This is a genomic window from Mycobacterium intracellulare ATCC 13950 (genome assembly GCF_000277125.1).
Classification (GTDB): Bacteria; Actinomycetota; Actinomycetes; order Mycobacteriales; family Mycobacteriaceae; genus Mycobacterium; species Mycobacterium intracellulare.
Map to the genome: position 1 here is coordinate 2,955,080 of NC_016946.1, position 24,408 is coordinate 2,979,487.

The following is a 24,408-nucleotide window of genomic DNA, read 5'->3' on the forward strand; positions in this document are numbered from 1 at the left end:
TTCAGGCGCCGGCGATGGTGGATGCCGAACGGCCGTCGGCGTTTTCGTCGGCCGCAGCGTAGGTGGTGCCGCGGGCGGGCCGCGTCCACAACACACCGCCCTCGGCGCTGGGGCCCGCGGCGATGAGCGCGCGCTTGAGGATCTTGTTGGTCGCGGTCGCGGGCAGCTGGTCGTTGATGCGCACGTAGCGCGGCCACGCCTTGGGTGACAGATCGGGTTGCGACGCCAGGAATCTCCCGAAATCGTCCGGCGTCAGTTCCGCCCCGGCGCGCGGCACGATCGCGGCCATCACCTGGTCGCCGACCTGGTCGTCGGGCGCGGCGTAGACGGCGACCTGGCTGATGCCGGGCATCCGCGCCAGGATCCGCTCGATCGGTGCGGCGGCCAAGTTCTCGCCGTCCACCCGCATCCAATCGGAGGTCCGCCCGGCCAGGTAGATCCAGCCGTCGGCGTCCCGGTAGGCCAGATCGCCCGACCAGTACATGCCGTGGCGCATGCGCTCGGCCGTGGCGCCGGGATCGTTGTAGTAGCCGGCGAACGGTCCCGCGCCCTGGGTGTTGACGAGTTCGCCGACGGCCTCATCGAAGTTGGTCAGCGCCCCGTGCGCGTCGAACGTCGCGACGTCACATTCGGTCAGTGTCGTCGAGTTGTAGATGCTCACCCCGGGGTAAGGCTTGCCGATGGAACCGGGCGGGGTGCCGTCTTCTCGGACCACGATCACCGCGAACTCGCTGGATCCGAAGCTGTCCACCACCCGGCAACCGAAACGCCTTGCGAATTCGGCGATATCGCGATCGGTCGCCTCGTTGCCGAAGGCCACCCGCAGGGTGTTCTCGGCGTCGTCGGGACGCTCCGGGGTGGACAGGATCAACGCCAGGGGCTTGCCGACGTAGTTCAGGTAGGTCACGCGGAAGCGGCGCACGTCCTCGAGGAACCGCGACGGCGAAAACTTGGCGGGGACCATGGTGGCGCCGCAGCCGATGGCCACCGCCCACCCCGCGGCGACGCCGTTCGAATGAAACAGCGGCATCGCCAGGTAACACACGTCGGCGGCGGTGACGTCGTACTGGAAGATCAGGCTGGCGCCGCACATGATGGCCAACCCGTGCGCGAACCGGACCACCTTGGGGTCACCGCTCGTCCCCGAGGTGAAGATCATCATGAGCGTGTCGGCGGCGGCGACCTCGCGGTGCGGGGTCAGCGGTGGCGCCGCGGTCACCGCCTCGGCGTAACTCGTCCCGTCCACGTCGAAAACCTGAATTCCGTTGAGATCCAGGCCCTCCAGCAGGGGCAGGTGATCGCGGTCGACCAGCAGGATCTGGCAGTCCGAGCGCCGGATGTCGGCGAGCAGCGCGGGTCCGCGGCGGGTCGTGTTGAGGCCGCACAGCACGTAGCCGCCCAGCGCGGCCGCGGCCATCGCCCGCAGCATGGCCGGTGAATTGCCCAGTGCGGCACCGACATGCAGCGGCCGGGTGGGGTCGGCGCGCGAGATCAGGGCAGCCGCTTCGGCCTCGGCTTCGGCGAGGTGCTCGCGCCAGGTCCACGTCTTCTCGCCGTGGGCGATCGCGGGGGTGTCCTCGTGCCTGCGCTGCCGCAACAGCTGCTGAACCGTCTCCGGCACCGTCTCACTTCCTCCGTGCTGTCATCGGGTCGTCATCACCAACCCGGCATAGTCGCGGGCCGCCACGTCATCGCAGTGCCGACGGTAGGTACCAAACCCGCCGATGTAGGGCATGAAGACTCGCTTCTTGCCCTCGATGTTGGCGCCCAGGTACCACGACGATGCCGCCCGGGGGAACAGCGTCTGCTCGGCCGCTTCGGCCACCTGCTCGGTCCAGGCGACGGCGGCGTCACGGCTCGGTTCGACCTCGCTGACGCCGCGCCGCCGCGCGGCCCGCACCAGCTCGATGACCCAGTCGACCTGAACCTCGGCGTGCAGCACCATGTTCGCCAACACCGACGGGCTGCCCGGCCCGCTGATCGTGAACAGGTTCGGCAGGCCCGGCACCATCAGGCCGAGGAAGGTGAGGGGGCTATCGGACCAGATTTCGCGCAGCCGCTCCCCCCGCGGCCCGCGCGGGTTGATCCGCGTCAACGCGCCTGTCATGGCGTCGAACCCGGTCGCGAACACCAGCACATCGCAGGGGTACGTCGCCGCGGGGGTCCGCACGGCGTCGGCGGTGATCGCCTCGATGGGCTCGCGGCGCAGGTTCACCAGCCGCACGTTGTCGCGGTTGAAGGTGGCGTAGTAGCCGTCGTCGGTGCAGATCCGTTTGGTTCCGATCGGGTGGTCCACCGGGATCAGGTCGGCTGCGACCGCGGGATCGGCGACGATTTCCCGGATCCGCTCCTCAGCGAACTTCCTGGCGACCTCGTTGGCCGACGCGTTGCGGGTCTGGTCGGGGAAGGTCTTCGCGAAAAGAACCCCGCCCTCGCGCCAACGCTCCCACAACGCCGCTGCCCGCTCCTCGGGGTCGGTGTCGACGGCGTTCTTGTGGTAGCTGCCGTGCGGCGTGCCCGCCGACGCGTAGGCCGAGGCGCGGCGCCGCTCGGGGTATTGCTCCTGGATCTGCCGCTGTTCGTCGGCCGACCACGGCCGGTTGGGCATCGGGATGGTGTAGTTCGCGGATCGCTGGAATACGACCAGGTTTTCGGCCTGCGAAGCGATGATCGGCGCAACCTGGATCCCCGATGATCCCGTGCCGATGAGCCCCACCCGCTTGCCGCGCAGATCGGGATCCTCGCGCGGCCAGGCGGCGGTGAAATACACCTCTCCCGAAAAGTCTTGCACGCCCGGGATATCGGGCCGGTTGAGTGCCGACAGGCACCCGGTGGCGCACAGGAGGAACTGCGCCGCATGGCTTTGTCCGGTCGCGGTGTCGACCTGCCAATGCCCACCCTCGAAGGCCGCGCCGACGACGTCGACGCCGAACCGGTAGTGGCGGCGCAGGTCGAAGCGGTCGGCGACGTGCCGAAGGTAGGCCAGGATCTCCGGTTGGGCGGCGAAGCGTTCGCTCCACTGCCATTCGCGCTGCAGCTCCTCGTCGAAAGAGTAGGAGTAGTCCACACTTTCGACGTCACAACGTGCGCCCGGATAGCGGTTCCAGTACCAGGTGCCGCCCACGTCGGGCGCCGCCTCGAGCGCCGTCACCGACAGCCCCGCCGAGGCGGCTCGGTGCACGGCGTACAGCCCGGCGAACCCGGCACCGATGACGATGACGTCGCTCATTTCGGTCATGCGGGCCGATACCTCAGTAACGTGACTCCGTCTTCGAGATCGCAGAACACCGGCTCCACCCGCATCCCGATCCGGACGTCGCCGGGATCGACGTCGACCAGCTCGGTGCTGAATTTCGGCCCGGCGTCCCACTGCACCACCGCGAGCAGCTGCGGCAGCGCGTCGGCCCACGGCGGGCCGGTGGGCCGGCGGGCGATCGTGAAGGTGTACAGCGTTGCGGCGCCGTCGATCTCACGCCATTCCAAATCGTCGGCCAGGGTCCCCGGGGCCAGCGTGCGCGGGTAGAACACGTGCCGCCGAAGCGACGGCGAGTACTGCACCAGGATCCGGTGCTGCGCCAGGCCGTCCCAGAACGGCCGGGACACCGGTGTGGGCTCGGGGACGAGCGCATCGTCGCGGCGGGCCATCGCTAATCCCCCCGCAGGAGCAGCGCGACCTGCTCGCTCATGATGCCGCCGTTGCCGGTCACGAACGCGGTGTGACAGTCGGGCACCTGCGCGTCGCCGGCACGTCCCATGACCTGCCGCGCTCCGTCGACCACGTGGTGCATGCCGCCGGCCATTCCGGCCTGACCGAAGGACAGTTGCCCGCCGGCGGTGTTGAGCGGGAACTCCCCGCGATGGGTCAAATCGTGTTCGTTGATCCACGACATGCCTTTGCCTTTCGCGCAGAATCCGGCGTCTTCCAGGCTCATCAGCACCGTGATGGTGTAGCAATCGTAGATCGAGGCGACGTCGACGTCGGACCGGGACAGCCCGGCCATTGCGAACGCCCGCTCGGCGGCGCGGGCGATGGGTGTGGACAGCAGGTCCTCGGCGTAGGTGGGGGTCTTGAAGGCGATGTGTTCGCCGAACCCCTTGATCCAGACCGGGCGGTGGCGGGCTCGGCGCGCGATGTCGGCGTTGGCGATCAACACCGCCGCTCCCCCGTGCACGCGCATCACCGTTTCCAGCATGTGGATGGGGTCGGCGATCATCGGGCTGTCCAGCACGTCCTTCACCGTGATGGGGGTGCCGTGGAAGACGGCACCGGGGTGGGCGCACGCGTTGGTGCGTTGGTCGACGGCGATCTTGGCGACCGCGGCGGGGTCGTAACCGTATTCGGCCGCGTACCGCTGGGCGATCTGCGCGTAGGGCGCGTTTTGGCCCACGTTGCCGTAGGGGATCTCGAACTCGGCCTGCGGCGAGCCGTAGTTGCCCGAGGACGCCCCATACCAATTCGGCTCCGGCGCGGGCCGCCGTTCGGACCGGGGCACGGCCGCGGAGCCGGGTACCACGGCCAGGGCGGCCTCGCAGACGCCGAGTTCGACGGCCGCCGCGGCCCGCCACACCATGCCGGCCGAGGTGGCCCCGCCCAAGTCGACCCGCTCACCGAAATCCAGTGCCAGGCCCAGGTATTCGCACAGGGTGGCCGGGGCGAACATGGCCGACTCGGCGATGCCGTGGGTCAGCAGGCCGTTGACACAGCCCGGATCGACACCGGCGTCCTCGATCACCATCTTCGCCAGCAGCGCGTACTGGTCGAGGGTGAACATCGCGGGGCCGGTGGGGCGCCGTTCGGCCGGCAGCTCGGCGATGCCGACGATCGCGGCCTCTCCCCGCAGCCCGCTCATGCCCGGCTCCCCCGCAGCGGCAGCGCGACGCCGGCGGTGCCCGGCATCAGCACCGTGTCGCCGCGCCGGCCGGCGATGTCCAGATCCACCAGGCCGTAGCCCTCAAAATCATTGCCGCCCGGGCGTTTGCCGGTGACCTCGCCACCGAAACTGAGCGCCTCACCGGGATAGGCGATCGCCCGGTTCTGCACCGAGAACGTCACCAGCCTGCCCCGCCCGCCGATCCAGTCCCCGAGGGCGCGGGCCAGCAGCGCCGCCTGCAGCGGACCGTGCACCAGCACGTTGTCGTATCCCTCGGTGTCGCGGGCCCACTCCTTGTCGTAGTGGATCCGGTGACCGTTGTATGTGGCGGCCGAAAAGAAGAACATCTGGGTTTCGTCGACGGTCACCGTCAGCGTGGGGATGTGATCGCCGACGGCGATGTCTTCATAGAACACTTGCTGGTCGGCCACGATGCTCCTAGGGGCGGGCGATCATCGACGTCGACGCTTCGGCCAGCAGGTCGCGATCCTGGTTGCGGTACACCGTGTGCCAGGTGACGAGGACGAATCTGCCGGAGCGGCCTCGCTTTTCGACGATCGACTCGATGGTGCGGACCATTTCGATTTCGTCGCGGTGGTAGGCCGGCAGGTGAAAGGTGAAGCTCTCCCCGCCGGCCATCCGCTTGGGGGCGCGGGGAAACGCGAGGCTGCCGGAGACCGCGCCGGAGGATCCGTCGGGGCGCAGCGACTTTAGCCGCGACACCCCGAGGACCGCGTACTGCAGGTACAGCGGCGGGCAGATGATGTCGCGAAAGCCGTTGGCGCGGGCGTACTCCGGATCGAAATACAACGGGTTGTCCTCGCCGACCGCGGCCGCCCACCGTTGCCAATCGCGCCGGTTCACCTCACCGGTCGCCGAGGCGGCGACCGTGCCCACCCTCGACGCCGACTCGGCGTCGATCAAGCTGTCCTCACTCACCGGCGCTCCCTTCTCCCATGGTCTCCTGAAGCCACGACGCCGCGACGTCGGTGCCGCCGCCGAGCGTCGCACCGAGGCGGGCCCGCTCGCTCCACAAATGCAGGTCCGTCTCGGTGACATAGCCCATCCCGCCGTGCAGCTGATGGGCGTCGAGCGTGATCAGCCGGGCCGCGGTTGCCGCGTGCATGCGGGCGATGGCGGTCTCCCTGCTCGCGGTGCGGCCGCGCCCCAGCCAGAACACCGCCGCGTGCGCCGCCAATCGCGCGGCCGCCAGGGCGATGTGCATGTCGGCGATCAGATGCTGGGCCGCCTGAAACGAGGCGATGGGCCGGCCGAACTGGTGACGCAGCTTGGTGTAGTCGACGGTGCGGTCCAGCACGGCCTGGCCGACCCCGACCAGGTCGAGTGATCCCAGCGCCACCGCGGTGTTGGCCAGCCGGCGCAATCCCGGCACGGTGACGCCGTCGAGCACGGCGTCACCGGCCACGACCGTGCCGTCGAAGCGCACGGTGAACGCCCGGTGCCCGCCGACCATGTCGAGCGGCTCGACGGTCACACCGGCGCCGTGCGCGTCGACGAGGAAGACCAGCGGGCGTTCGGCTCCGTCCCGCGACGAGGCGGCCGAGACCACGATGAGATCGGCGACGTCGGCGTCGGCGACGTAATCCGCGGTTCCGTTGAGCCGCCACCGATTCGGATCGGGATCGGCGCGCAGCGCAGGGGCGACGAGCGCGGCGTCGCGGGCGTTCCAGACGGCGGTGGTGGCGCGGAGGCTGCCGCACGCGAGCGGGGGCAGCCAAGCGGCCTTGGCCTCCGGGGAGCCGAGCTGGTCGACGGCGAGGGCGGCGTGCACGGTGCTGTGCACGGTCGTCGGGCACAGCGCGCGGCCGGCTTCGGTGAAGAACACGGCCAGGTCGTCGAGTGAGCCACCGGCGCCGCCGTACTCCTCGGCGACGGCCAGCCCGAATACCCCCGAGTCGGCCACCGCCTTCCACAGCGACGGCGTGCGCCGGTCCGTGCCCGGCTCGTCGAGGGCGCGCACCAGGCTGACCGGGTTCTCGGCGGCCAGCAGGGCGCGTAGCGCCGCGGCGAACTCCCGCTGCTCGGCGGACGGGATCGTCTTCATCGGTGGTGTGCGAGGTTTCCGTCAGCGTCCATAGGAGGGCATCCCGTGCCCGCGCTGGGCGATGATGTCGCGAAGCACCTCGTTGGTGCCCCCGCCGAAGCGCATCAGCGGGGCGGCCCGGTAGAGCCGCTCGAATTTGCCGGCCAGCGGGGCCTGTTCGCTGCGATGCGCCAACAGGCCGTCCGGGCCGAGGAGATCGAGCGCCAGGGCGGCGATGCGCTGGCGCAGCTCGCTGGTGAACACCTTCTCGACGCTTACCTCGACGGTCGGAATGACGCCGCTGTCGAGGATCGAGGCCGCCTCGTAGCCCATCAGCGTGGCCACCGCGACGTCGGCTTCGGCCTGCGTCAGCCGGCGGCGAAGCGACGGGTCGTCGGCGGGCACCGTCCCGTCGCGGCGCGGACTGCGCGAAAGTTCGTGCAATTCCTCGACGGCGCGGCGCAGGTCTCCGGCGTTGGTCAGCGCGCCGCGCTCGAGGTCGAGCGCGCCGGTGATGTAGGTCCAGCCGCGGTTGACCTCGCCGACGAGGTTGGTGGCCGGCACCCGCACGTCGCGGAATGCCACCTCGTTGGTGCGGTAGCCCGACCACGCGTAGAGCGGGCGGATCTCGACGCCGGGGCTGTCGATCGGCACGATGATGACCGAGATGCCGCGGTGGCGTGCGGTCGTCGGATCGGTACGGACGCAGAGCCATTCGTGCGTGGCCCGCTGCGCGCCGCTGTTCCAGATCTTGGTCCCGTTGATCACCCATTCCTCGCCGTCGCGGGTCGCGGTGGTCCGCAGGCTCGCCAGGTCGGTCCCGGCCTCGGGCTCGGAATAGCCGACCGCGCAGATCATTTCGCCCCGGGCGATCGGGGGCAGCCACTCGCTCTTGTTCCGCTCGGTGCCGTGACGCATGATCATCGGCGCCACCGACGTGACGGTCAGGTCGGGTCCGGGCACGCCCCAGTACTCGAATTCGCTCATCAACAGGTGCAGGTGAATGGCGCCCAGACCCAGCCCCCCGTACTCGCGCGGCCAGTTCAGCCCGAACCAGCCCTTGGCGCCGATCTCGCGGCGGAACCGCGCCACCTCGCCGTCGAGAATCTCCAAGTCGTGCGCGGCCAGCTCGGCGCGCAATGCGGGGGTGACATTCTCGTGCAGAAATTGGCGGACCTCGGCCAGCCAGGCGCGCTGCCCGGCGTCGAGTTCGAAATCCATTCCGGCGCCTATGCCTTTCTCGGAGCGTCGATGCCGTTACACCGAGCAGCGCCAGCGTAACGCCGCCGCGAGTTCGCGCGTGGCATTCTGCCGCGCATCGGTCGCGAACGGCGGGGGTCGCACTGTAAAACCGCTGTCAAACTCCCGTTAAAACCCGTCGACGCTCTGGCGGATTCGGCCGCGGGCTGCGAAGATTTTCGGATCGGTTGGTCAACGCGGACCAGGCCCTCTGCCCCAGCCCGAGGGAGAAATCATGCCCACTGTTGAGACGCGCCTCCGCGAGGACTTGCGCAACTACGCCGTCGAATTGAGACAACTGGCGTACACCCTTCCCCTGGGCGTAGGCGAGCACAATCTTCTGCAACTGTCCGATCGGATGCGCGCCGCGGCCGACCAAGTGGTCCGCAAGGGCGCCTGACGCGCGAGCGATCAGCCGCCCTTGAGGCGGATCTTCCAGCGCACGAAACCCAGATAGACGGCGCTGATGAGCGCCAGCATGCCGACGTCGAACCACCACCTGGCCGGCGTGTGCTGCCAGTGCGAGTCCTTCGGGGTCAGCGGCCCGGGCACCAGCTTGGTCAGGTCGGCGGTGGACGCCGACGCCGCGAATCCCCACCGGGCGGGCGTGGCCCAGGCCATCTGATCCAGCCCCACCCGGCCGGTCACCGGGATCATCCCGCCGGAGAACACCAGCTGTGACATGACGGCCACCACCAGCAGGGGCATGATCTGCTCGTTGGACTTGGCGACGGCCGACAGCGCGAGCCCCAGCATGGCGGAGGCCACGCACGTCAGCGCGACGTCGACGAACAACTCGAGGCCGGGCTTGCCCAACGCCACCGCGCCCTGGGTCGGCGCGCCCTTGCCGAGCACCGCGATGATGGTCACGATCGCCGACTGAACGATCGCGAAGACCGTGTACACGCACACCTTGGCCAGCAGGTACGCCGACGTCGACAGGCCAACCGCCTGCTCGCGCAGGAAGATCGCGCGTTCCCCGATGAGGTCGCGGATGGTCAGCGCGGTACCCATGAACACCGCGCCGACGTTCAGCAGCACCAGGATCTGACCCGGCTCGTTGGGCGCGGCGCCCATCGGGTTCGGGATGCCGAAGCCGACATCGCCGGGCACCGACATCGACAGCGAACCCATGATGAACGGCAGCAGCGCCAGGAACACGAAATAGCCGCGATCCGAGACGATTAGCCGCATCTGGCGCCGGGCGATGGTGGAGAACTGCCGGAACAGGCTGGTGTGTGAGGGGTCGCCGAGTTCGGCGGGTTTCTCCGCCGGCGGCGGCGCCGGGGGCGGGCCCGTCCGCGCCAGGTAGCGCTCCCGGGAGCCGTCGGGGTCGTTGGCGACGGTGCTGAAGATGTCGGCCCAGTTGGTGGTGCCCATGGCGGGACCGATCTGGCCGGGCGGCCCGCAGAACGCCGTCTTGCCGCCGGGGGCGAGCAGCAAAACCTGATCGCAGACGTCGAGGTAGGTCAGCGAGTGGGTGACGACGAGCACCACCCGGCCGGCGTCGGCCAGCTGCCGCAGCATGGTCATCACCTGCCGGTCCAGCGCCGGATCCAGGCCCGACGTCGGCTCGTCGAGGATCAGCAGCGACGGCCCGGTGAGCAACTCCAGCGCCACCGAAGCGCGCTTGCGCTGGCCGCCGGAGAGCTTGTCGACCCGCGTGTGCAGGTGCTGGGTCATCTCGAGTTCCTCGAGTACCCGGGCCACCACCTGGGCGCGGTCGTCCTTGGTGGTGTCCGGCGGCAGGCGCAGCTCGGCCGCGTACATCAACGCCTGCTGCACGGTCAGCTGGCCGTGCACGACGTCGTCCTGCGGCACCATCCCGATCCGGCTGCGCAACGAGGCGTACTCGGCGTGGACGTTGTGGCCCTCGAACGCCACCGTGCCGGTGCTCGGGTGCGTGTACCCGGCGACCAGCCGGGCGAACGTCGATTTGCCGGCGCCGGACGGCCCGATGATCGCGGTCAGCGTCCCGGGCAGGGCGGTCAGCGAGATGTTGTCCAGCAACGTCTTGTTGTTCTCGATCGTCCACGTCACCCCGCGCACGTCGAGGCCGCCGGTGCGCGTCGCGGTCGCGGTCTGGTCGCGGCGGGCCAGGGTGCCGCCGGCGAAGACCAGGTCGATGTTGCCGATCGTGACGACGTCACCGTCGTGCAGCACGGCCGAATCGACGCGGGCGCCATTGACGAAGGTGCCGTTGATGCTGCGGTTGTCATGGATCTCGGTGCCACCGGGCGCCGGGATCAGCGTGGCGTGGTGGCGTGACGCCAGGACCTCGGGGATGACGATGTCGTTGTCGTTGGCGCGGCCGATCGTGATCGCGCCCGGCGTGGACTCCAGCCCGGCCCTGCCCGGCCGCAGGATCTTCATCATCGACGTGGCGATGTTCGACGAGTCGCCACCGATGCGGCCCGTCTGGGACGCCGCCGGCTGCGCGGTGGTGGGCGGGGCCGCGTGCACCGCCGACGGCGCCCGGTAGATCTGCGGCGCGGGCTGGGACGCGCTGGGCGGCGCGGCCAGGGGGCCGCTGGTCGGGAAGCGGGTCTGCGGCCCCGACGGATGGCTCGGGGTCGGGCCGCTGGGCGGCTGGCTCGCGAGGGGTCCGCTCGGTGAGTGGCTGGGCTGCGTGGTGGTGGGCGGATGCGCCGGGTGGCGGAACGAGGCAGACGCCGGCTGCTGAGGCTGGACGGAAGTTTGCGTGCCGCTCGGGCTCTGCGGCGCTCCCACGAGGGGCGCGCCGGGCGTGCTGACGATGGGTATCGACGTCGTCAGCGGCGGCCGCCCGGCCGAACCCTGGTGGCGACCGACCTCGAAGGTCAGCGCCGGGCCGTCGGGATTGCCGACGTTGACGCGCATGCCGTCCTGGATGTCGATGACCGGGACGCGGCGATTGTTCGCGTACAGACCGTTGAGGCTGCCGTTGTCGACGGCGACCCATCGGCCCTGGTCGTACCGCACGATCAGATGGGTGCGGGAGATCAGGGGGTGGGCGACGCGGACGTCCGCGCGAAGGTCACGCCCGATCACGACGTCATTGCCTGCCGCGAAGGTGCGCTCGGCTCCCTCGTACCGCACGGTCAGCGCAGGCGGGGCTGGTGGGCTCATCAGGACCAACTGTAACGGCAGCGCCGCGAGTTGGGCACCCGGCGCAACGGAATACGGCCGCCGGCCGTCGAATCAGCCTGCAGCACAATTACTTTCGTCGTCCTCAACCGGCCGCGGCGGCGCTGCGCAGGCGGCGCACGTTCCGGACCTTACTCCGGACCGCGTCCCCGGCGGGGGTGACGTCCTTGACGAAATCGCCGAGGTATTTGATGGCGCGCCTGCCCTCCGGCAAGATGTCGGCGGCCAACGGGAAGTCGTGGATCTGCCCGTCCCACAGGTGCAGATCGCATCGGACCCCGCTGGCTTCCAGGCGCTTCGCCATCAGTTCCGCGTCGGCGAGCAACAATTCGTCCGAGCTCGCGTGAATGGTCACCGGTGGCAACGACGACAGGTCGGCATCCACGGGCGAGGCGACCGTGGACTCGCCCCGGCCCTCCGCCGCCCGGGCGTCGCCGAGGTACTTAGCGAACCGCGAGAACGCGCTGCGGGTGAACATCGAGCACTTGCGGGCGTTGCGGTGCTTGAGTTTTCGTGCCGGGTCCGTGTCCGTGAACGGCGAGATGGTCGCGACCCCGGCCGGCTCCATGATGTCCTCGCCGATCGCCGACAGCGTGGTCATGAACGCCAGGTATCCGCCGGCCGAGTCGCCGGCCACGACGACCCGGTCGCCGTCGTAGCCGCGGTCCTGCAGCCACCGCAGGCCGCTGATCCCATCGTCGATGGCGTCGGTGATCTGATGTGCGGGCAACTTCCGGTAGGCGACGGCGAGCACGGCGGCGTCGGCCTCCTTGGACAGGCGGGTCACCATCGAGCGGTGCGTGTTGAGGCCGCAGGTGAGGAACGCGCCGCCGTGCAGGTACAGGATCGCCCGGTCCCCCGAGACGCCGGGAGCGCGAACCCACTCCGCGGCGCAGTGCTCGAGACGCACCGGTTCGGTGCTCGCCGCGGAGCCGAGACGGGGAAACATCCCGGCAAAACTGTCGACGTACTCCAGCGGCCAGTGCAGGTTGGGCGTCATGGCCCAGGCGCGGACCGCGTTCTTCACGATCAACCGGCTGGCGAGCGAGACGGCGACCGACTGGGGGCTATGCCGATGGTGCATGCGCCGCGTCGTCGCCACGCTCGGCAGTATGCGGGCCGGATCGATTGTGCTCACTGTGTCATCAACTCCTAAGTGGACACCGGGTACCCGGCTTACCGGTGGATCCAGCGCGCAGCAAACGTCGCGTAGGTCACTGTTTGCCGCCGGCAGAGATGGGTACCACCCGTTGATCGCGATCGCCGATGTCGCGCGGCCGGAATGGGGCCGGACCGGCTGTGGCCGGGGCCGCCGCGTGGCCCAAGATATGAGCGATGACACACGCAGAGCATCCGGGCCCGTTGCTGGCCGACCGGGTCGCGGTCGTGACCGGCGGCGGGGGCGGCATCGGCGCGGCCACCGCGCGGCTTTTCGCCCGCCACGGCGCGCACGTCGTGATCGCCGATATCGACGGCGAGCTGGGCGGCGCGACCGCCGACGCGATCACGGCGGCCGGCGGATCCGCGCGGGCGGTCGTCACCGACGTCCGGGCGCCGGACCAGGTCACCGGCGTGGCCCGGACGGTGCTGGACGAGCACGGGCGGGTCGACGTGCTGGTCAACAACGTGGGCCACTGGCTGCGCCACCCCGGAAACTTCGTCGACACCGACCCGGGGCTCTGGGATGAGCTCTACCGGATCAACCTCCACCACGTCTTCCTGCTCACCCGGGCGTTCCTGCCCGCCATGGTGGACCGGCACGCCGGTGCGATCGTGAACGTCTCGTCGGTCGAGGGGCTGCGCGGCTACCCGGAGGATCCGGTGTATGCCGCGTTCAAGGCGGGCCTGATCGGCTTCACCCGCAGCCTCGCCGTGCAGGTGGGCAACCACGGCGTGCGGGTCAACGCGATCGCCCCCGACGTCACCGAGTCCCTTCAAGTGCCCTACTCGCAATGGCTATCGCCCGAGGAGCACACCCAATGGCCGCGGTGGGTGCCGGTCGGGCGGATGGGCCAGCCCGAGGATCAGGCCCGCGTGATCCTGTTTCTGGCCTCGGACCTGTCGTCGTTCGTCACGGGCCACACCATCGCGACCGATGGCGGAACGGGCGCGGCCGGCGGATGGTTCCGCTCGTCACGCCGGCCGGGCCGCGAGTGGACGAATCGGCCGGTCGACCCCTGAGACTCCTTGGTAAACCGCCGGCTTCCTCAAAGCGCTTGCGCGGGACGGAATCTGGCTTGATCGTCGATGATCGTCACCGGGATGCCGTTGAGCACCCCGTTGCCGGACGGCTGGTCGACGAATGTCGGCGGGGACAGCACGTTGGTGTTCGCGCCCGGTGAGCCGTTGGCCACCGTCATGCGGGTGCCCGGCTTGCCGTGTCCCCAGCCGTGGGGCATCGAGACCACGCCCGGCTTGATGGCGTCGGTGATCTCCACGGGCACCCTGATCTCGCCGGCCTCCGATTTCACCGTCACGATGTCGTTGTCGGCGATGCCGCACCGGGCCGCATCGTCGGGGTGGATCAGCAACGTGCACCGGTCCTTTCCCTTCATCAGCGCGGGCACGTTGTGCAGCCAGGTGTTGTTCGAGCGCAGGTGTCGGCGGCTCACCAGAACCAGCGGTTCGGCGGGGCGTTCCATGCGCGCGGCCAGCCGGGGCAGGTCGTCGAGCAGGTACTGCGGTGCGAGCCGGATCTTCTTGTCGGGGGTGCCGAGGATGTCGGGGAGTTGGGGGACCATGGGCCCGAAGTCGATTCCGTTCGGGTTGGCCTTGAGCGTGTCCAGCGTGAGCCCGCCCGGATTCTTGCCGTACTGGTCGCCGAAGGGCCCGGTGCGCAGGGTGAGGTCGAGCATGCGCTCCGGCCCGCCGTGCTCGTAGAGCTTGCGGATCTCCGCGCCGTCGAGCCCGCGGGTGAAGGCCAGGTAATCGAAGAAGCCGTCGTCGATCGCCGCAACGTCGACGTCCTCGGCGGGCGTGCCGGTACACAGTCCGGTCAGCCGGATCAGGATCTCCCATTCGTGCGGGCGATCGCCCGGATCGAACACGGGCGCCGAGTAGTTCGCGATGCTGTGAATCGCGAAGAGCAGGATCAGATCGTCGTGATGCGGCTGCTCCAGCGGCGAGAGTCCGGGCAGGATCACATCAGCGTGCCGTGTGGTCTCGTTGAGCCAAAGGTCAACGGAGATCATCGCCTCCAGCATCGGCAGCACTTCGTCGAGCTTGTCGCCGCCGGGGGTGGACAGCACCGGGTTGCCCGCGACCGTGATGAGCGCCTTGAGTTGGCCGTCGCCCGGGGTGGCGATCTCTTCGGCCATGCAGGACACCGGCGCCTGGCCGAGAACTTCCTTGGCGCCGCGCACGCGGGTGTGCCAGCGGCCGAATTCCGGTGCGCCGCCCTCCAATCCGGGCAGGGGCTGCGTGGTGATCGACCAGGCGGCCGGCCTGGGGAACATGGCGCCGCCGGGGGTGTCGAAATGACCGGTCAGGATGTTGACCACGTCGACGAGCCAGCTGGCGAGGCTGCCGAATTCCTGGTTGCACAACCCGATTCGTCCGTAGACCACCGATTTGTCGGTGCCGGCGAGTTCGCGGGCCAACCGGCGGATCCGGTCTTCGCCGATGCCGGTGACGGCGCCGACACGTTCCGGTGGCCAGTCCGCGACGGCCCGCCGCAGCGTGTCCAGCCCATCGAGGTGGCCGGCGAGGTGCGGAGCGGGACGGGCGAGGTCTTCGGCGAAGAGGGTGTGCGCGACCGCCAGCAACAGCGCCGCGTCGGTCCCGGGCACGATGGGAAGCCACTCGTCGGCGCGCGCGGCGGTCGGGGTGCGCACCGGGTCGATCACGATGACCTTGCCGCGCTTGCGGATCGCGTCGATCAGGCCCATCACGTTGGGCGCTGCCAGCAGTGAGCCCTGCGATGCGGCGGGATTGGCGCCCATGATGACCAGCAGGTCCGTGCGTTCGATGTCGGGCACCGGGAAGTTCCACCAGAGTCCGTACATCAGGTGCGAGGACAGGTTCTTCGGCCATTGGTCGACCGTGCCCGGCGAGTAGGTGATCGGCATCCCGGACATGCCCATCAACACGCCCGCGTAGCGGGCCAGCGAGAACGAGTGCGCCAGCGGGTTACCGGTGTAGGCGGTCACCGCGCCGATTCCGTATTCGTCGATCACCGGCGCCAGCAACTCGGTGCAGCGCCGGAACGCCGCGTCCCAGCTGACCTCCTGCCACTGACCGTCGACCTTGATCATCGGCTCGCGGATGCGGTCCGGGTCGTCGTGCAGGGCGGCCAGCGATGTGCCCTTGGGGCACAGGTGCCCGCGGCTCCAGACGTCGTCGCGGTTGCCCCTGATGCCGGTGACACGGCCGTCATCGACCTGAATTTCCAAGCCGCACATGGCTTCACACAACGGGCAGGTGCGCAGGTGCCTGCCGTCTTCGCCGGGTTTCATCCACCCACTGTATTGCGCTACCGCCCGTAGCGGAAGTGGTGACAGCGGCGGTGGCCCGGACACCACGTGACCGGGCCACCGCCGGCTGTCGCTACTGTTCGGCCTTCTGGCGAGCTTCGTTGATATCGGCGGCCTTTCGGGCGCTTTCGGCCTCGGCCTCCTTCTGGGCGGCCTCGCGCTGCGCATCGGCCTTGTCCTGTTGGGCCTGGCCTTCGCGCATCAGGTCGTCGCGTCCGGCGACCGCCCCGGCGACTTCCTTCACCTTGCCCTTGACGCCCTCGACGACGCCTTCGACGGCTTCCTCGGGACCGCTCTTGTCCGACATACGTACTCCCCTCCTTGTCGTGCGTCTTGCTCAGCGCTTATTGCCCAGCCGGTCGGTTCCCAAAACATTCGACGGGAGTCGCCTTCGCCACAGCGCCGACGCGTCGGGCGGTCGCCGCGCAAGGACCGCCGGCCGTTGCATCTAATTCCCCTGCGGTTCAGGGTGTTTGACAATGCCCGGCCGAGACGACGCCGGAATGTCCCGGCCGTATCGGTTACGCTGAGGCCCGATATCGCTGCACCCCGGTCAGCGGCGGGAGGAACCATAGCAGTGGAAACGTGGGAACTGGTGGCCCGTGAGCAGATCCGCGACACCTTGGCGCGCTACAACTGGTCCGGCGACGCGGGCGCGCTCGACGGCCTCGCGGAGACGTTCTGTCCGAACGGCGTGCTCGAAATCCGCGGGTTCGACCCGCTGCGCGGGCGATCGGCGATCGCGGAATTCCTGGGCGGCGTCACCGGAAAGGTCGCCGTCGACGCCGATGTCACTGGCGGCGTCAAACCGATTGTGCGCCATAACGTCGCGAACGTGTTGTTCACCGAAGTGACACCTGGCGAGGCGCGCGTCAAGTCGTACTTCACCGTCGTCACCCACATTGGGCTCGACCATTGCGGCCGCTACCGGGACGTCCTGGTGCCCGAGGGTGGCACCTGGCTGATCAAGCACCGCCGGGTGTCCACCGACTGGGCAGCGCCCGACTCGGCGATGGCCCGCTAGCCCTCGCAGAACGCGGTCCCGATCCGCGTCCGGCCCAATGTTTGCCGGAAGCCCCCCAGTGGCTATAGAAAGACCGTCACACAACAAATCGCGGTCGCCCCGATCGTGGATCCCCCACGAGCGTTGGGATGACCGATGGTCATGTGACCAGCGGTCAGAGCCGCACACAAGAGACGAGCGAGTATGCAGCGACTCAGTGGGCTAGACGCGTTCTTTCTGTACCTCGAATCACCGACACAGCCGCTGAACGTTTGCTGCGTCCTGGAGCTCGACCCCGCGACCATGCCCGGCGGCTACGATTTCGCGCGCTTTCGTGAGGCGCTCGCGGAGCGGGTGGACGCCGTCCCGGAATTCCGTCTCAAGCTGGCCGATAACCAACTGAACTTCGACCATCCGGTCTGGGTGGACGACGACCGGTTCGATCTGGGACGCCACCTGCACCGGGTCGCGCTGCCCTCGCCGGGCGGGCGCGAAGAACTGGCGGAAATCTGCGGCCACGTCGCCGGCCTGGCGCTCGATCGCGATCGTCCGCTGTGGGAAATGTGGGTGATCGAAGGGCTGCGTGGCGGGGACGCGCTGTCCGTCGTCCTCAAGGCCCACCACGCGGTGGTCGACGGTGTGGGCGGAGCCAACCTGCTCGCGCAACTGTGCGGCCCCACCCCCGACTGCCCGCCGCCGCCGCCGGAACCGGCCGCCCGCGCCGGCGCGGCGAACCCATTGCAGATCGCCGCCGGCGGTCTGATCGGGGCGGCGTTGCGACCGTGGCGCCTGGCGCGGGTGGTGCCTGCCACGGCACTGACGCTGGCGCAAACGGTCCTGCGCGCCCGCGCCGGCGGCCACACGATGGCGGCCCCGTTCGCGGCGCCGCCCACGGCGTTCAACGGCCGCTTCACCCGACGCCGCAACATCGCCCTGGCGAGCGTGGACCTCGAGGACGTCAAAACCGTGAAACAGCGGTTCGGGGTGACCGTCAACGACGTGGTGACGGCGATGTGCGCGGGGGCGCTGCGGCAGTACCTTCTGGACCGCGACGCCCTGCCGGATATTCCGATGGTCGCCAGCGTGCCGGTGTCCGTGCGCGGCAAGTCATCTCGACCGGGCCGCAATCAGATGACCTGGATGCTGTGCCGGCTCGAAACCCACATCGCCGACCCCGCCGAACGCCTCACCCGCATCGCCGGCGGGAACGCCGCGGCCAAGGACCACGCCGCCGCGATGGGACCGACACTGCTGCAGGACTGGACGCAGGTGGCCGGGCAGACCATGTTCGGCGCCGCGATGAAGCTGCTGCCCCGCATACCGCTGCCCGAGAAGCCGCCGCACAACCTGGTGATGTCGAACGTGGCCGGGCCGCGAGACCAGCTCTACTTCTTGGGTTGCCGGCTCGACGCGATGTACCCGCTCGGTCCGATCATCGCCGGCGCCGGGCTCAACATCACCGTGATGTCGCTGGGCCGCCGTCTCGGCGTCGGCATCATTTCCTGCCCCGACCTCGTGGCCGACCTCTGGGACCTGGCCGACGCCTTCCCCGTCGCCCTCAAAGAGCTGATGAATTCGAGCGCGCCGGTCCGCGGCCGAACCTGACCGCCGCCCGTTCAGCGGAACCCCATCCCCCCTCGGCGCCGCGGCATGGCAGGGTGACACCCGTGGCAGACACTCCTCGACAGCCTCTCGCAGAGCAAGACCTGCGCGAAATCAGCACGGAAAACGGCGCTTTGCGCTACTACGACACTGGGGACAGCGGGGCCCCCGATTCCGCACCGGTGCTGTTGTTCCTGCACGGGTCCGGGCCCGGGGTCACCGGGTGGCGCAACTTCCGCGGCGTGCTGCCCGCCTTCGCCGAGCGATTCCGCTGCCTGATCCTGGAATTCCCCGGGTTCGGGGTCAGCGACGACTTCGGCGGACACCCGATGGTCACCGCGTTCGGCACCGTCGCGCCCTTGCTGGACGCGCTCGGCGTCGCCAAGGTGCACATCGTGGGCAACTCGATGGGGGGCGGTGTGGGCATCAACTTCGCCACCCACAATCCCGAACGCGTCGGTCGGCTGGTGACCATCGGCGGGATCGGCACCAACATCTTCAGCCCCAGCCCCAGCGAAGGCATCCGGCTGCTGCAGGAATTCGTCGAGGACCCGACGCGCCAGCGCCTGGTCGACTGGCTCAAGTCGATGGTCTACGACCAGGGGTTGGTCACCGAGCAGCTGATCGAGGAGCGCTGGCAGCTGGCCACCGACCCCGACACCCTGGCCGCGGCGCGGCGCATGTACGGCAAGGCGGCGTTCGCCGGGATGAACGCCGCGCTGGCCGCCTCCGACCGGCCGCTGCCGTGGGCGACCATGCACAAGCTCACCGCGCCCACCCTGCTGACCTGGGGACGCGACGACCGGGTCAGCCCGCCAGACATGGCCCTGATCCCGATGCGCACCATTCCCAACGCGGAGCTGCACATCTTCCCGAACTCGGGGCACTGGGCGATGATCGAGGCCAAGGAGGCCTTCGAAAGCACTGTGCTGACGTTCCTTTCGCGCGGCTAGCGCGAGACCGTCCTCAATCCACGTCTCCCCCGGCGCCCAATGTCGGTGCCGGTGCACCCGCCAGGCCCGCGGTGAGCAAGGCGTGGGCCCCGGGATTGCCATCGAGGACACGGCTCGTACGCTTGGTGATCCGCCAACGGTTCTCGATGCGCCGCAACTCGAAATGGTTTGCCGTGCAGCGCCATACGCGGTAACTCTCGCCGTCGCGCACGAGAACCAGCGATTCGCTGACCGCCACCGCCGAATCTCCCGCGACCGTCACGACCGCCGGTCCGACGAAGTGGCAGCAACCACCACCCACCAGCTTCTGATGGGAGGCCGAGCTGACCATGGCGCGCACGTCGGCCCGGCTGTGCATCTGCCAACCCTCGACGTCGTAGCCGCCATCGGTCGCCCAGAGCCGCGCCGCGGCGTCGGCGTCCCCCGCGTCCACCGCCGGACCGTAGGACGCGATCAATCGGGCGATATCGCGTTCGTCCTCGAGTCGGCACAGCCGTGTCAACAGTTCGTCGGCGTCGATCACCGCTGATCTCCTTCCAGTTTCAGGAGCGCATCATTTCTGGCCCAGGAGTTCCTGCACGGCTCTGTGCGCGCCCAACACGATCGCGGCGCGGTCCGGGCCGCTGCCCCGGTGCACCGCGGCCGCGTTGCCGCCAGCGATGAACACCGGGCCGTTGGCCAGGTTCTCCAACCCCTCGCGGGCCACGTCGGCCGGTTCGGACACCGACAGCCCCGGCACGTCGAAGTTCAGGCCGGCCCGGGCCATGGCCGGCGTGCGGGTCACGCCCAGCACCAGTTCCAGCACATCGACGCCGTGCTCGCGCAGCTCCAGCCACAGGCTCTCGGCGAAGAGGCGGCTGAAGGCCTTCACGCCGGTGTAGACCGATTGGCGCATCGAACCGTGGGTCGCCGCCATCGAGCCGACCACCAAAATGCCGCCCCGGCCGCGGGACCGCATCGGCCGCGCAAAGTGCTGCACGAGTTGCAGCATCCGCGTCACGTTGAGGTCGATCACCCGGCCGAACTCGCTGAGCTCGGCGTCCAAAAACGGCTTGCTGCAGGTGTTGGCGCCGGCGTTGTAGATCAACAGGCCGACCTCGATGTCCGCGGTCTGCGCGGTGATTCGCGCGACCGCGTCGGGGTCCAGCAGGTCTATGGCCAACGTGCGCACCTGTGCGCCGAAATCGCGGCACTGCCGCGCCGTGTCCTCCAGCGGTCCCGGCTTGCGAGCGATCAGCACCAGATCGAACCCGTCACCGGCCAATTGCTCTGCGAACTCGGCGCCCACCCCTTCCGAGCCGCCGGCGATCACCGCCCACGGCCCGTACTTCGCGATGTCGGTCACGGATCCTCCTTATTTCTGGGTGGCGCCCGCGTCGACGGGCAAGGTGATCGCGGTGATGTAGCGCGCCTCGTCGGAGGCGAGGAACAGCGCGGCGTTGGCCACGTCGAGGGGGTCGATCCACGGCACCGCGAGCATGTTCATCGAACGCGCGGCGTCGGCGAATTCGGCGCGCGTCGGCGGGCGGTCCAGGTCCGGGCGAAAGGCGCTGCTGACGACGTCGTTCTGGATCATCGGCGTGTCGACGTTGGTCGGGTTGACGCAGTTGACCCGGACATGGTGCGGCGCAAGCTCGTTGGCCAACGAGCGCATCAAGCCGACCACGCCGTGTTTGGCGGCCGTGTAGTGCGCGACCCCGACCAGGCCGCGCAGCCCGGCGATCGAGCTCGTCAGGATGACCGATCCGGCGCCGCGCGCGATGAGGTGGGGCGCGCCGGCGCGGCAGGTGTGCCAGACCCCGGTGAGGTTGACGTCCAGCATGGTGCGCCAGGCGTTTTCGTCCAGCTCGACCGCCATGCCGCGCGACGTGATTCCCGCGGTCGCGCACACCACGTCCAGTCCGCCGAACCGCGCGGCGCCTCGGTCGGTAGCGGCCCGCATGCCGGCGAGGTCGCGGACGTCGACGATCTCGGGGTGCACCCGCCCGCCGGCCTCGCGGATCAGCGATGCGGTGGTGTCGAGGTCGTCCGGCGTGCTGTGCGGGACGAGCACCGTGTCGATCGGGCCGCACACGTCGAGCGCCACGATGTCGGCGCCCTCCTGGGCGAAGCGCACCGCCTGCGCGCGACCGATCCCCCGCGCCGCGCCGGTGATCAGGGCGACCTTGCCGTCGAGTCGCCCACCGCGCGCCGCCCTCATGTCGTCTTCTGGGTCAGGCCGGCGTCGACGACGAGCTGGGTGCCGGTGATGTAGCGGGCCTCATCCGAGGCCAGGAACAGCACGGCGTTGGCGATGTCGACGGGCTCGACCCACGGCACCGGAAGCAGGTTGCGGGCCCGCAGCACCTCGGCGGCGTCGGCCTCCGTCGGGTTTTCCAGGTCCGGTCGCAGCCGCCGAAAGGTGGCCTCGTTGAGCACCATTGGGGTCGCGACGGGGCCTGGGTGCACGGTGTTGACCCGGATGCCGCGGGGCCCGAGCTCGTTGGCCAGCGTGCGGGCCAGTCCCACCACCGCGTGCTTGCTGGCGGTGTAGTGGGCGGTGTTGGGCAGGCCGCGAAGGCCGCTGGTGGAGCTGATGATGACGACGGAGCCGCCGTCACCACCGATATGCGGCACCCCGGCCCTGACGGTGTGCCAGACGCCGGTGAGGTTGATGTCCAGTGTGCGCTGCCACACCAGTGGGTCCAGTTCCCACGACGGCGCGCCCGGCAGGTGGACGCCGGCGTTGGCGACGATGGTGTCGAGGCGGCCCAGCTCGGCGGCGCCGGCATCGATGGCGGCGGTGACGGCCCCGAGGTCGGTGACGTCGGCCAGCCCGGTCACGCAGCGCCGACCGCGATCGGCGACTTTCTCTGCGGTGTCGGCCAACTCGTCGGCCACGGCCGGGGCGTCGAGCGCGATCACGTCGGCGCCCTCGTCGGCGAACCGCTGGCAATGCACCCGGCCGGTTCCCTTGGCGGCGCCGGTGACGACGACGACCGTGTCCCGTAGACCCGTCATCGTTCGATGAGATCGAAGCCGCGGTAGCCGGCGTCGGCGACCTCGGCGCAGATGTCGTTATAGGTCGCGAAGCCCCCGACGAACAGCATGAAACCCCGGGGCTTTCCCGGCACGTTCGCGCCCATGTACCACGAGTTCGCCTTGGTGAACAACGTCGTCTCGGCCCGACGGGCGCATTCGGCGCCCCAGCCGTCCACGCTGTCGACGCCTGCTTCGATCGCGGCGTAACCGTGCTCGTCGAGGAACGCGATGGCGTCGGCGATCCAGTTCACCTGGGCTTCGGCGTGCAGCACCATGTTCGCCAGCACGGCGGGCGCTCCCGGGCCCGAGATCAGGAACAGGTTGGGGAAGCCGTCGACGCCCAGCCCCAAATAGGTGCGGGGTCCGTGCGCCCAGTCGTCGCGCAGGGCGGTGCCGCGGCGCCCGACGATATCGATCCGGCCCAGCGCACCGGTCATCGCGTCGAAACCCGTTGCCAGCACGATCATGTCGACGTCGTAGTGGGCGTCGGTCGTGTTGATGCCGGTGGCGTCGACGGATTCGATGGGGGTGACGCGGACGCTGATCAGCGACACGTTCGGGCGGTTGAAGGTCTGAAAATAGTTGCTGTCGGTGCAGATTCGCTTGGTGCCGATGGGGTGGTCGTTGGGGATCAGGAGGTCGGCGACGGCCGGATCGTCGATGACGGCCCGGACCTTCTCCTCGTAGAATCGGCGGGCCTCTTCGTTGGCCTCCAGATCGGTCATCTGGTCCGGGAAGGTCTTCGAGAACAGCACACCGCCGAGCTGCCAACGCTTTTCGAACGCCGCTCGGCGCTCCTCGGGCGTGAACTGCATGGTGGGCTTCGGCGCGGTGATGTGGGGTGAGCCGCCGCCGCTGCGCCACGACAGCGCGCGTCGCTGGGCATATTCCGCCTTGATTTCGTCGAGCTCTTCGGCCGACAGCGGCCTGTTGCCCGCCGGCACGCTGTAGTTGGGTGTGCGCTGAAAGACGTAGAGGTGTGCGGCCCGCTCGGCGATGATCGGAATCGATTGAATGCCGGAGGATCCGGTGCCGATCACAGCCACCCGCTTGCCCGTGAAGTCGACGGGATCCTGCGGCCAGTGCGCGGTGTGGTAGACCTCGCCCGCGAAGGTGTCCAGGCCGTCGAAGTCCGGGGTCAGCGCAGCCGACAACGGACCGGTAGCCATGAGACAGAACCGCGCCGAGATTGTCTGCCCGGCATCGGTGGTGACCGTCCAGCGCAACGTCGTCTCGTCGAGCGCCGCCGACACCACCCGGGTGCGCAGCGCGATGTCGCGGCGCAGGTCGAGTTTGTCGGCGACCCAATTCAGGTACGCCAGGATCTCGGCCTGGGTGGCGTAGCGTTCGGTCCAGGTCCATTCCTGCTGCAGTTCGTCGGAGAACGAGTAGCAGTAGTCGACGCTCTCGACGTCGCAGCGCGCGCCGGGATACCGGTTGTAGTACCAGGTCCCGCCGATCTCGGGCGCGGCTTCCAGGACTCGCACCGAAAGCCCCTGGCCGCGCAGCTTGTGCAGGGCGTACAGGCCGGCGAACCCCGCGCCGACCACGACCACATCGAGAGTCTGTTCGCCGGGATCGTTCACAACCAGTCACGGTAAGGCCTGCGGGATCGCGCACCGCTCCACCTCCCGGTCACCGGACGCCGGGGGCGCATTTTCCCGGCCACCGGGCAGCTGGGTTCGCCCTGCCGTCTGGATCGCTCACGATCGGCGGATGCCGCAAGTCGCGCGCGTCGACGTCGAGCTGGACGGTCGACGCCATCATTTGTGCTGGCCCCACGGGCAGACGCTGGTCGAGACATTGCTCGAGGCGGGTATCGCCGTGCCCCACTCGTGCCGGGAGGGCCGCTGCGGCTCGTGCGTGGCGACCGTGGTCGCGGGCGAGGTCGACATGGTTCCGTGCGAAGTGTTGGACGCCGACGATCTCGAGGAGGGCCTGATTCTGGCCTGCCAGGCGCGGCCCGCGGGCACCGATGTTCATGTCGAATTTTGACCGCGTTGTGTCCGCTCATCGGGATTTACTTTGGGACGGGTCGGGACTGCGGTAGACCATTACTAAGCACCCACACGTAAGG

General features: G+C 69.3%; 23 protein-coding genes. 6 read left to right on the top strand and 17 right to left on the bottom strand.

Annotated features, from left to right (window positions below):
- Position 1: 1 nt before the first annotated feature.
- Genes fadD1 through OCU_RS38725 form a run of 8 tightly spaced genes read right to left on the bottom strand, consistent with a single transcriptional unit; the run spans position 2 to position 8,136 of the window.
- Positions 2-1,621, bottom strand: coding sequence for a fatty-acid--CoA ligase FadD1 (gene fadD1 / locus OCU_RS38690; protein ID WP_009952372.1), 1,620 nt, complete (start codon positions 1,619-1,621; stop codon positions 2-4).
- Positions 1,622-1,642: 21 nt separating this feature from the next.
- Complete coding sequence (locus OCU_RS38695; RefSeq protein ID WP_009952371.1) at positions 1,643-3,238, bottom strand: flavin-containing monooxygenase; 1,596 nt, start codon at positions 3,236-3,238, stop codon at positions 1,643-1,645.
- Positions 3,235-3,645, bottom strand: coding sequence for a Zn-ribbon domain-containing OB-fold protein (locus OCU_RS38700; RefSeq protein WP_009952370.1), 411 nt, complete (start codon positions 3,643-3,645; stop codon positions 3,235-3,237). The genes OCU_RS38695 and OCU_RS38700 overlap by 4 nt, the downstream gene beginning before the upstream one ends.
- 2 nt (positions 3,646-3,647) lie before the next feature.
- A complete protein-coding gene (locus tag OCU_RS38705) occupies positions 3,648-4,850 on the bottom strand; it encodes a thiolase family protein (RefSeq protein ID WP_009952369.1) in 1,203 nt (400 codons plus the stop codon).
- Positions 4,847-5,302 carry a MaoC/PaaZ C-terminal domain-containing protein gene (locus tag OCU_RS38710; protein ID WP_009952367.1) on the bottom strand — a complete coding sequence of 152 codons (456 nt, stop codon included), beginning with the start codon at positions 5,300-5,302 and terminating at the stop codon, positions 4,847-4,849. The genes OCU_RS38705 and OCU_RS38710 overlap by 4 nt, the downstream gene beginning before the upstream one ends.
- Positions 5,303-5,309: 7 nt before the next feature.
- The gene (locus OCU_RS38715) at positions 5,310-5,810 is read right to left on the bottom strand and encodes a MaoC family dehydratase (protein ID WP_009952366.1); all 501 of its coding nucleotides are present in this window, start codon (positions 5,808-5,810) and stop codon (positions 5,310-5,312) included.
- Positions 5,803-6,936 (bottom strand): acyl-CoA dehydrogenase family protein, encoded by a 1,134-nt coding sequence (locus OCU_RS38720; RefSeq protein WP_009952365.1) that lies wholly within the window; start codon positions 6,934-6,936, stop codon positions 5,803-5,805. The genes OCU_RS38715 and OCU_RS38720 overlap by 8 nt, the downstream gene beginning before the upstream one ends.
- Positions 6,937-6,957: 21 nt before the next feature.
- A complete protein-coding gene (locus OCU_RS38725; RefSeq protein WP_009952364.1) occupies positions 6,958-8,136 on the bottom strand; it encodes an acyl-CoA dehydrogenase family protein in 1,179 nt (392 codons plus the stop codon).
- A gap of 253 nt (positions 8,137-8,389) precedes the next feature.
- On the opposite strand from OCU_RS38725, the gene OCU_RS51410 reads away from it, so the two are divergent.
- The gene (locus tag OCU_RS51410; protein WP_008257199.1) at positions 8,390-8,554 is read left to right on the top strand and encodes a hypothetical protein; all 165 of its coding nucleotides are present in this window, start codon (positions 8,390-8,392) and stop codon (positions 8,552-8,554) included.
- A gap of 11 nt (positions 8,555-8,565) precedes the next feature.
- Here OCU_RS51410 and OCU_RS38730 read toward each other — a convergent pair whose 3' ends face one another.
- The gene (locus OCU_RS38730; RefSeq protein WP_162130886.1) at positions 8,566-11,262 is read right to left on the bottom strand and encodes an FHA domain-containing protein; all 2,697 of its coding nucleotides are present in this window, start codon (positions 11,260-11,262) and stop codon (positions 8,566-8,568) included.
- Between the two features lie 103 nt (positions 11,263-11,365).
- Positions 11,366-12,364, bottom strand: coding sequence for an alpha/beta hydrolase (locus tag OCU_RS38735; protein WP_193375152.1), 999 nt, complete (start codon positions 12,362-12,364; stop codon positions 11,366-11,368).
- Between the two features lie 251 nt (positions 12,365-12,615).
- Here OCU_RS38735 and OCU_RS38740 point away from each other — a divergent pair, with 251 nt between their 5' ends.
- Positions 12,616-13,461 (top strand): SDR family NAD(P)-dependent oxidoreductase, encoded by an 846-nt coding sequence (locus OCU_RS38740; protein ID WP_009954242.1) that lies wholly within the window; start codon positions 12,616-12,618, stop codon positions 13,459-13,461.
- A 26-nt stretch (positions 13,462-13,487) separates the two neighbouring features.
- Here the strand turns inward: OCU_RS38740 and OCU_RS38745 are convergent, their stop codons facing one another.
- Positions 13,488-15,734 carry a molybdopterin-dependent oxidoreductase gene (locus OCU_RS38745; RefSeq protein WP_009954240.1) on the bottom strand — a complete coding sequence of 749 codons (2,247 nt, stop codon included), beginning with the start codon at positions 15,732-15,734 and terminating at the stop codon, positions 13,488-13,490.
- 91 nt (positions 15,735-15,825) lie between these two features.
- Positions 15,826-16,059, bottom strand: a complete 234-nt coding sequence (gene mbp1, locus OCU_RS38750; protein ID WP_009954239.1) for a microaggregate-binding protein 1 — start codon at positions 16,057-16,059, stop codon at positions 15,826-15,828.
- Between the two features lie 270 nt (positions 16,060-16,329).
- On the opposite strand from mbp1, the gene OCU_RS38755 reads away from it, so the two are divergent.
- The 3 genes from OCU_RS38755 (at position 16,330) to OCU_RS38765 (ending at position 19,310) form a co-directional block, all read left to right on the top strand.
- Positions 16,330-16,776 (top strand): nuclear transport factor 2 family protein, encoded by a 447-nt coding sequence (locus OCU_RS38755; protein ID WP_009954238.1) that lies wholly within the window; start codon positions 16,330-16,332, stop codon positions 16,774-16,776.
- A 183-nt stretch (positions 16,777-16,959) separates the two neighbouring features.
- Complete coding sequence (locus tag OCU_RS38760) at positions 16,960-18,360, top strand: WS/DGAT/MGAT family O-acyltransferase (RefSeq protein WP_014380246.1); 1,401 nt, start codon at positions 16,960-16,962, stop codon at positions 18,358-18,360.
- A 62-nt stretch (positions 18,361-18,422) separates the two neighbouring features.
- Positions 18,423-19,310: an alpha/beta fold hydrolase gene (locus OCU_RS38765; RefSeq protein ID WP_029385467.1), complete on the top strand. Its 888-nt coding sequence runs from the start codon at positions 18,423-18,425 to the stop codon at positions 19,308-19,310.
- 13 nt (positions 19,311-19,323) lie between these two features.
- On the opposite strand, the gene OCU_RS38770 is transcribed toward OCU_RS38765, so the two are convergent.
- Genes OCU_RS38770 through OCU_RS38790 form a run of 5 tightly spaced genes read right to left on the bottom strand, consistent with a single transcriptional unit; the run spans position 19,324 to position 23,917 of the window.
- Entirely contained in the window at positions 19,324-19,833 is a 510-nt protein-coding gene (locus tag OCU_RS38770) for a nuclear transport factor 2 family protein (protein ID WP_009957240.1), read from the bottom strand.
- Positions 19,834-19,863: 30 nt separating this feature from the next.
- Positions 19,864-20,655: an SDR family NAD(P)-dependent oxidoreductase gene (locus tag OCU_RS38775; RefSeq protein ID WP_014380248.1), complete on the bottom strand. Its 792-nt coding sequence runs from the start codon at positions 20,653-20,655 to the stop codon at positions 19,864-19,866.
- A gap of 9 nt (positions 20,656-20,664) precedes the next feature.
- Complete coding sequence (locus OCU_RS38780) at positions 20,665-21,510, bottom strand: mycofactocin-coupled SDR family oxidoreductase (RefSeq protein ID WP_014380249.1); 846 nt, start codon at positions 21,508-21,510, stop codon at positions 20,665-20,667.
- On the bottom strand, positions 21,507-22,310 hold the full coding sequence (locus tag OCU_RS38785; protein ID WP_014380250.1) for a mycofactocin-coupled SDR family oxidoreductase: 804 nt from the start codon (positions 22,308-22,310) through the stop codon (positions 21,507-21,509). Before OCU_RS38785 ends, OCU_RS38780 begins: the two co-directional genes overlap by 4 nt.
- Positions 22,307-23,917 carry a flavin-containing monooxygenase gene (locus OCU_RS38790; RefSeq protein WP_014380251.1) on the bottom strand — a complete coding sequence of 537 codons (1,611 nt, stop codon included), beginning with the start codon at positions 23,915-23,917 and terminating at the stop codon, positions 22,307-22,309. The genes OCU_RS38785 and OCU_RS38790 overlap by 4 nt, the downstream gene beginning before the upstream one ends.
- A 130-nt stretch (positions 23,918-24,047) precedes the next feature.
- On the opposite strand from OCU_RS38790, the gene OCU_RS38795 reads away from it, so the two are divergent.
- The gene (locus OCU_RS38795; protein ID WP_009957247.1) at positions 24,048-24,326 is read left to right on the top strand and encodes a 2Fe-2S iron-sulfur cluster-binding protein; all 279 of its coding nucleotides are present in this window, start codon (positions 24,048-24,050) and stop codon (positions 24,324-24,326) included.
- The last annotated feature ends 82 nt before the right edge of the window (positions 24,327-24,408 follow it).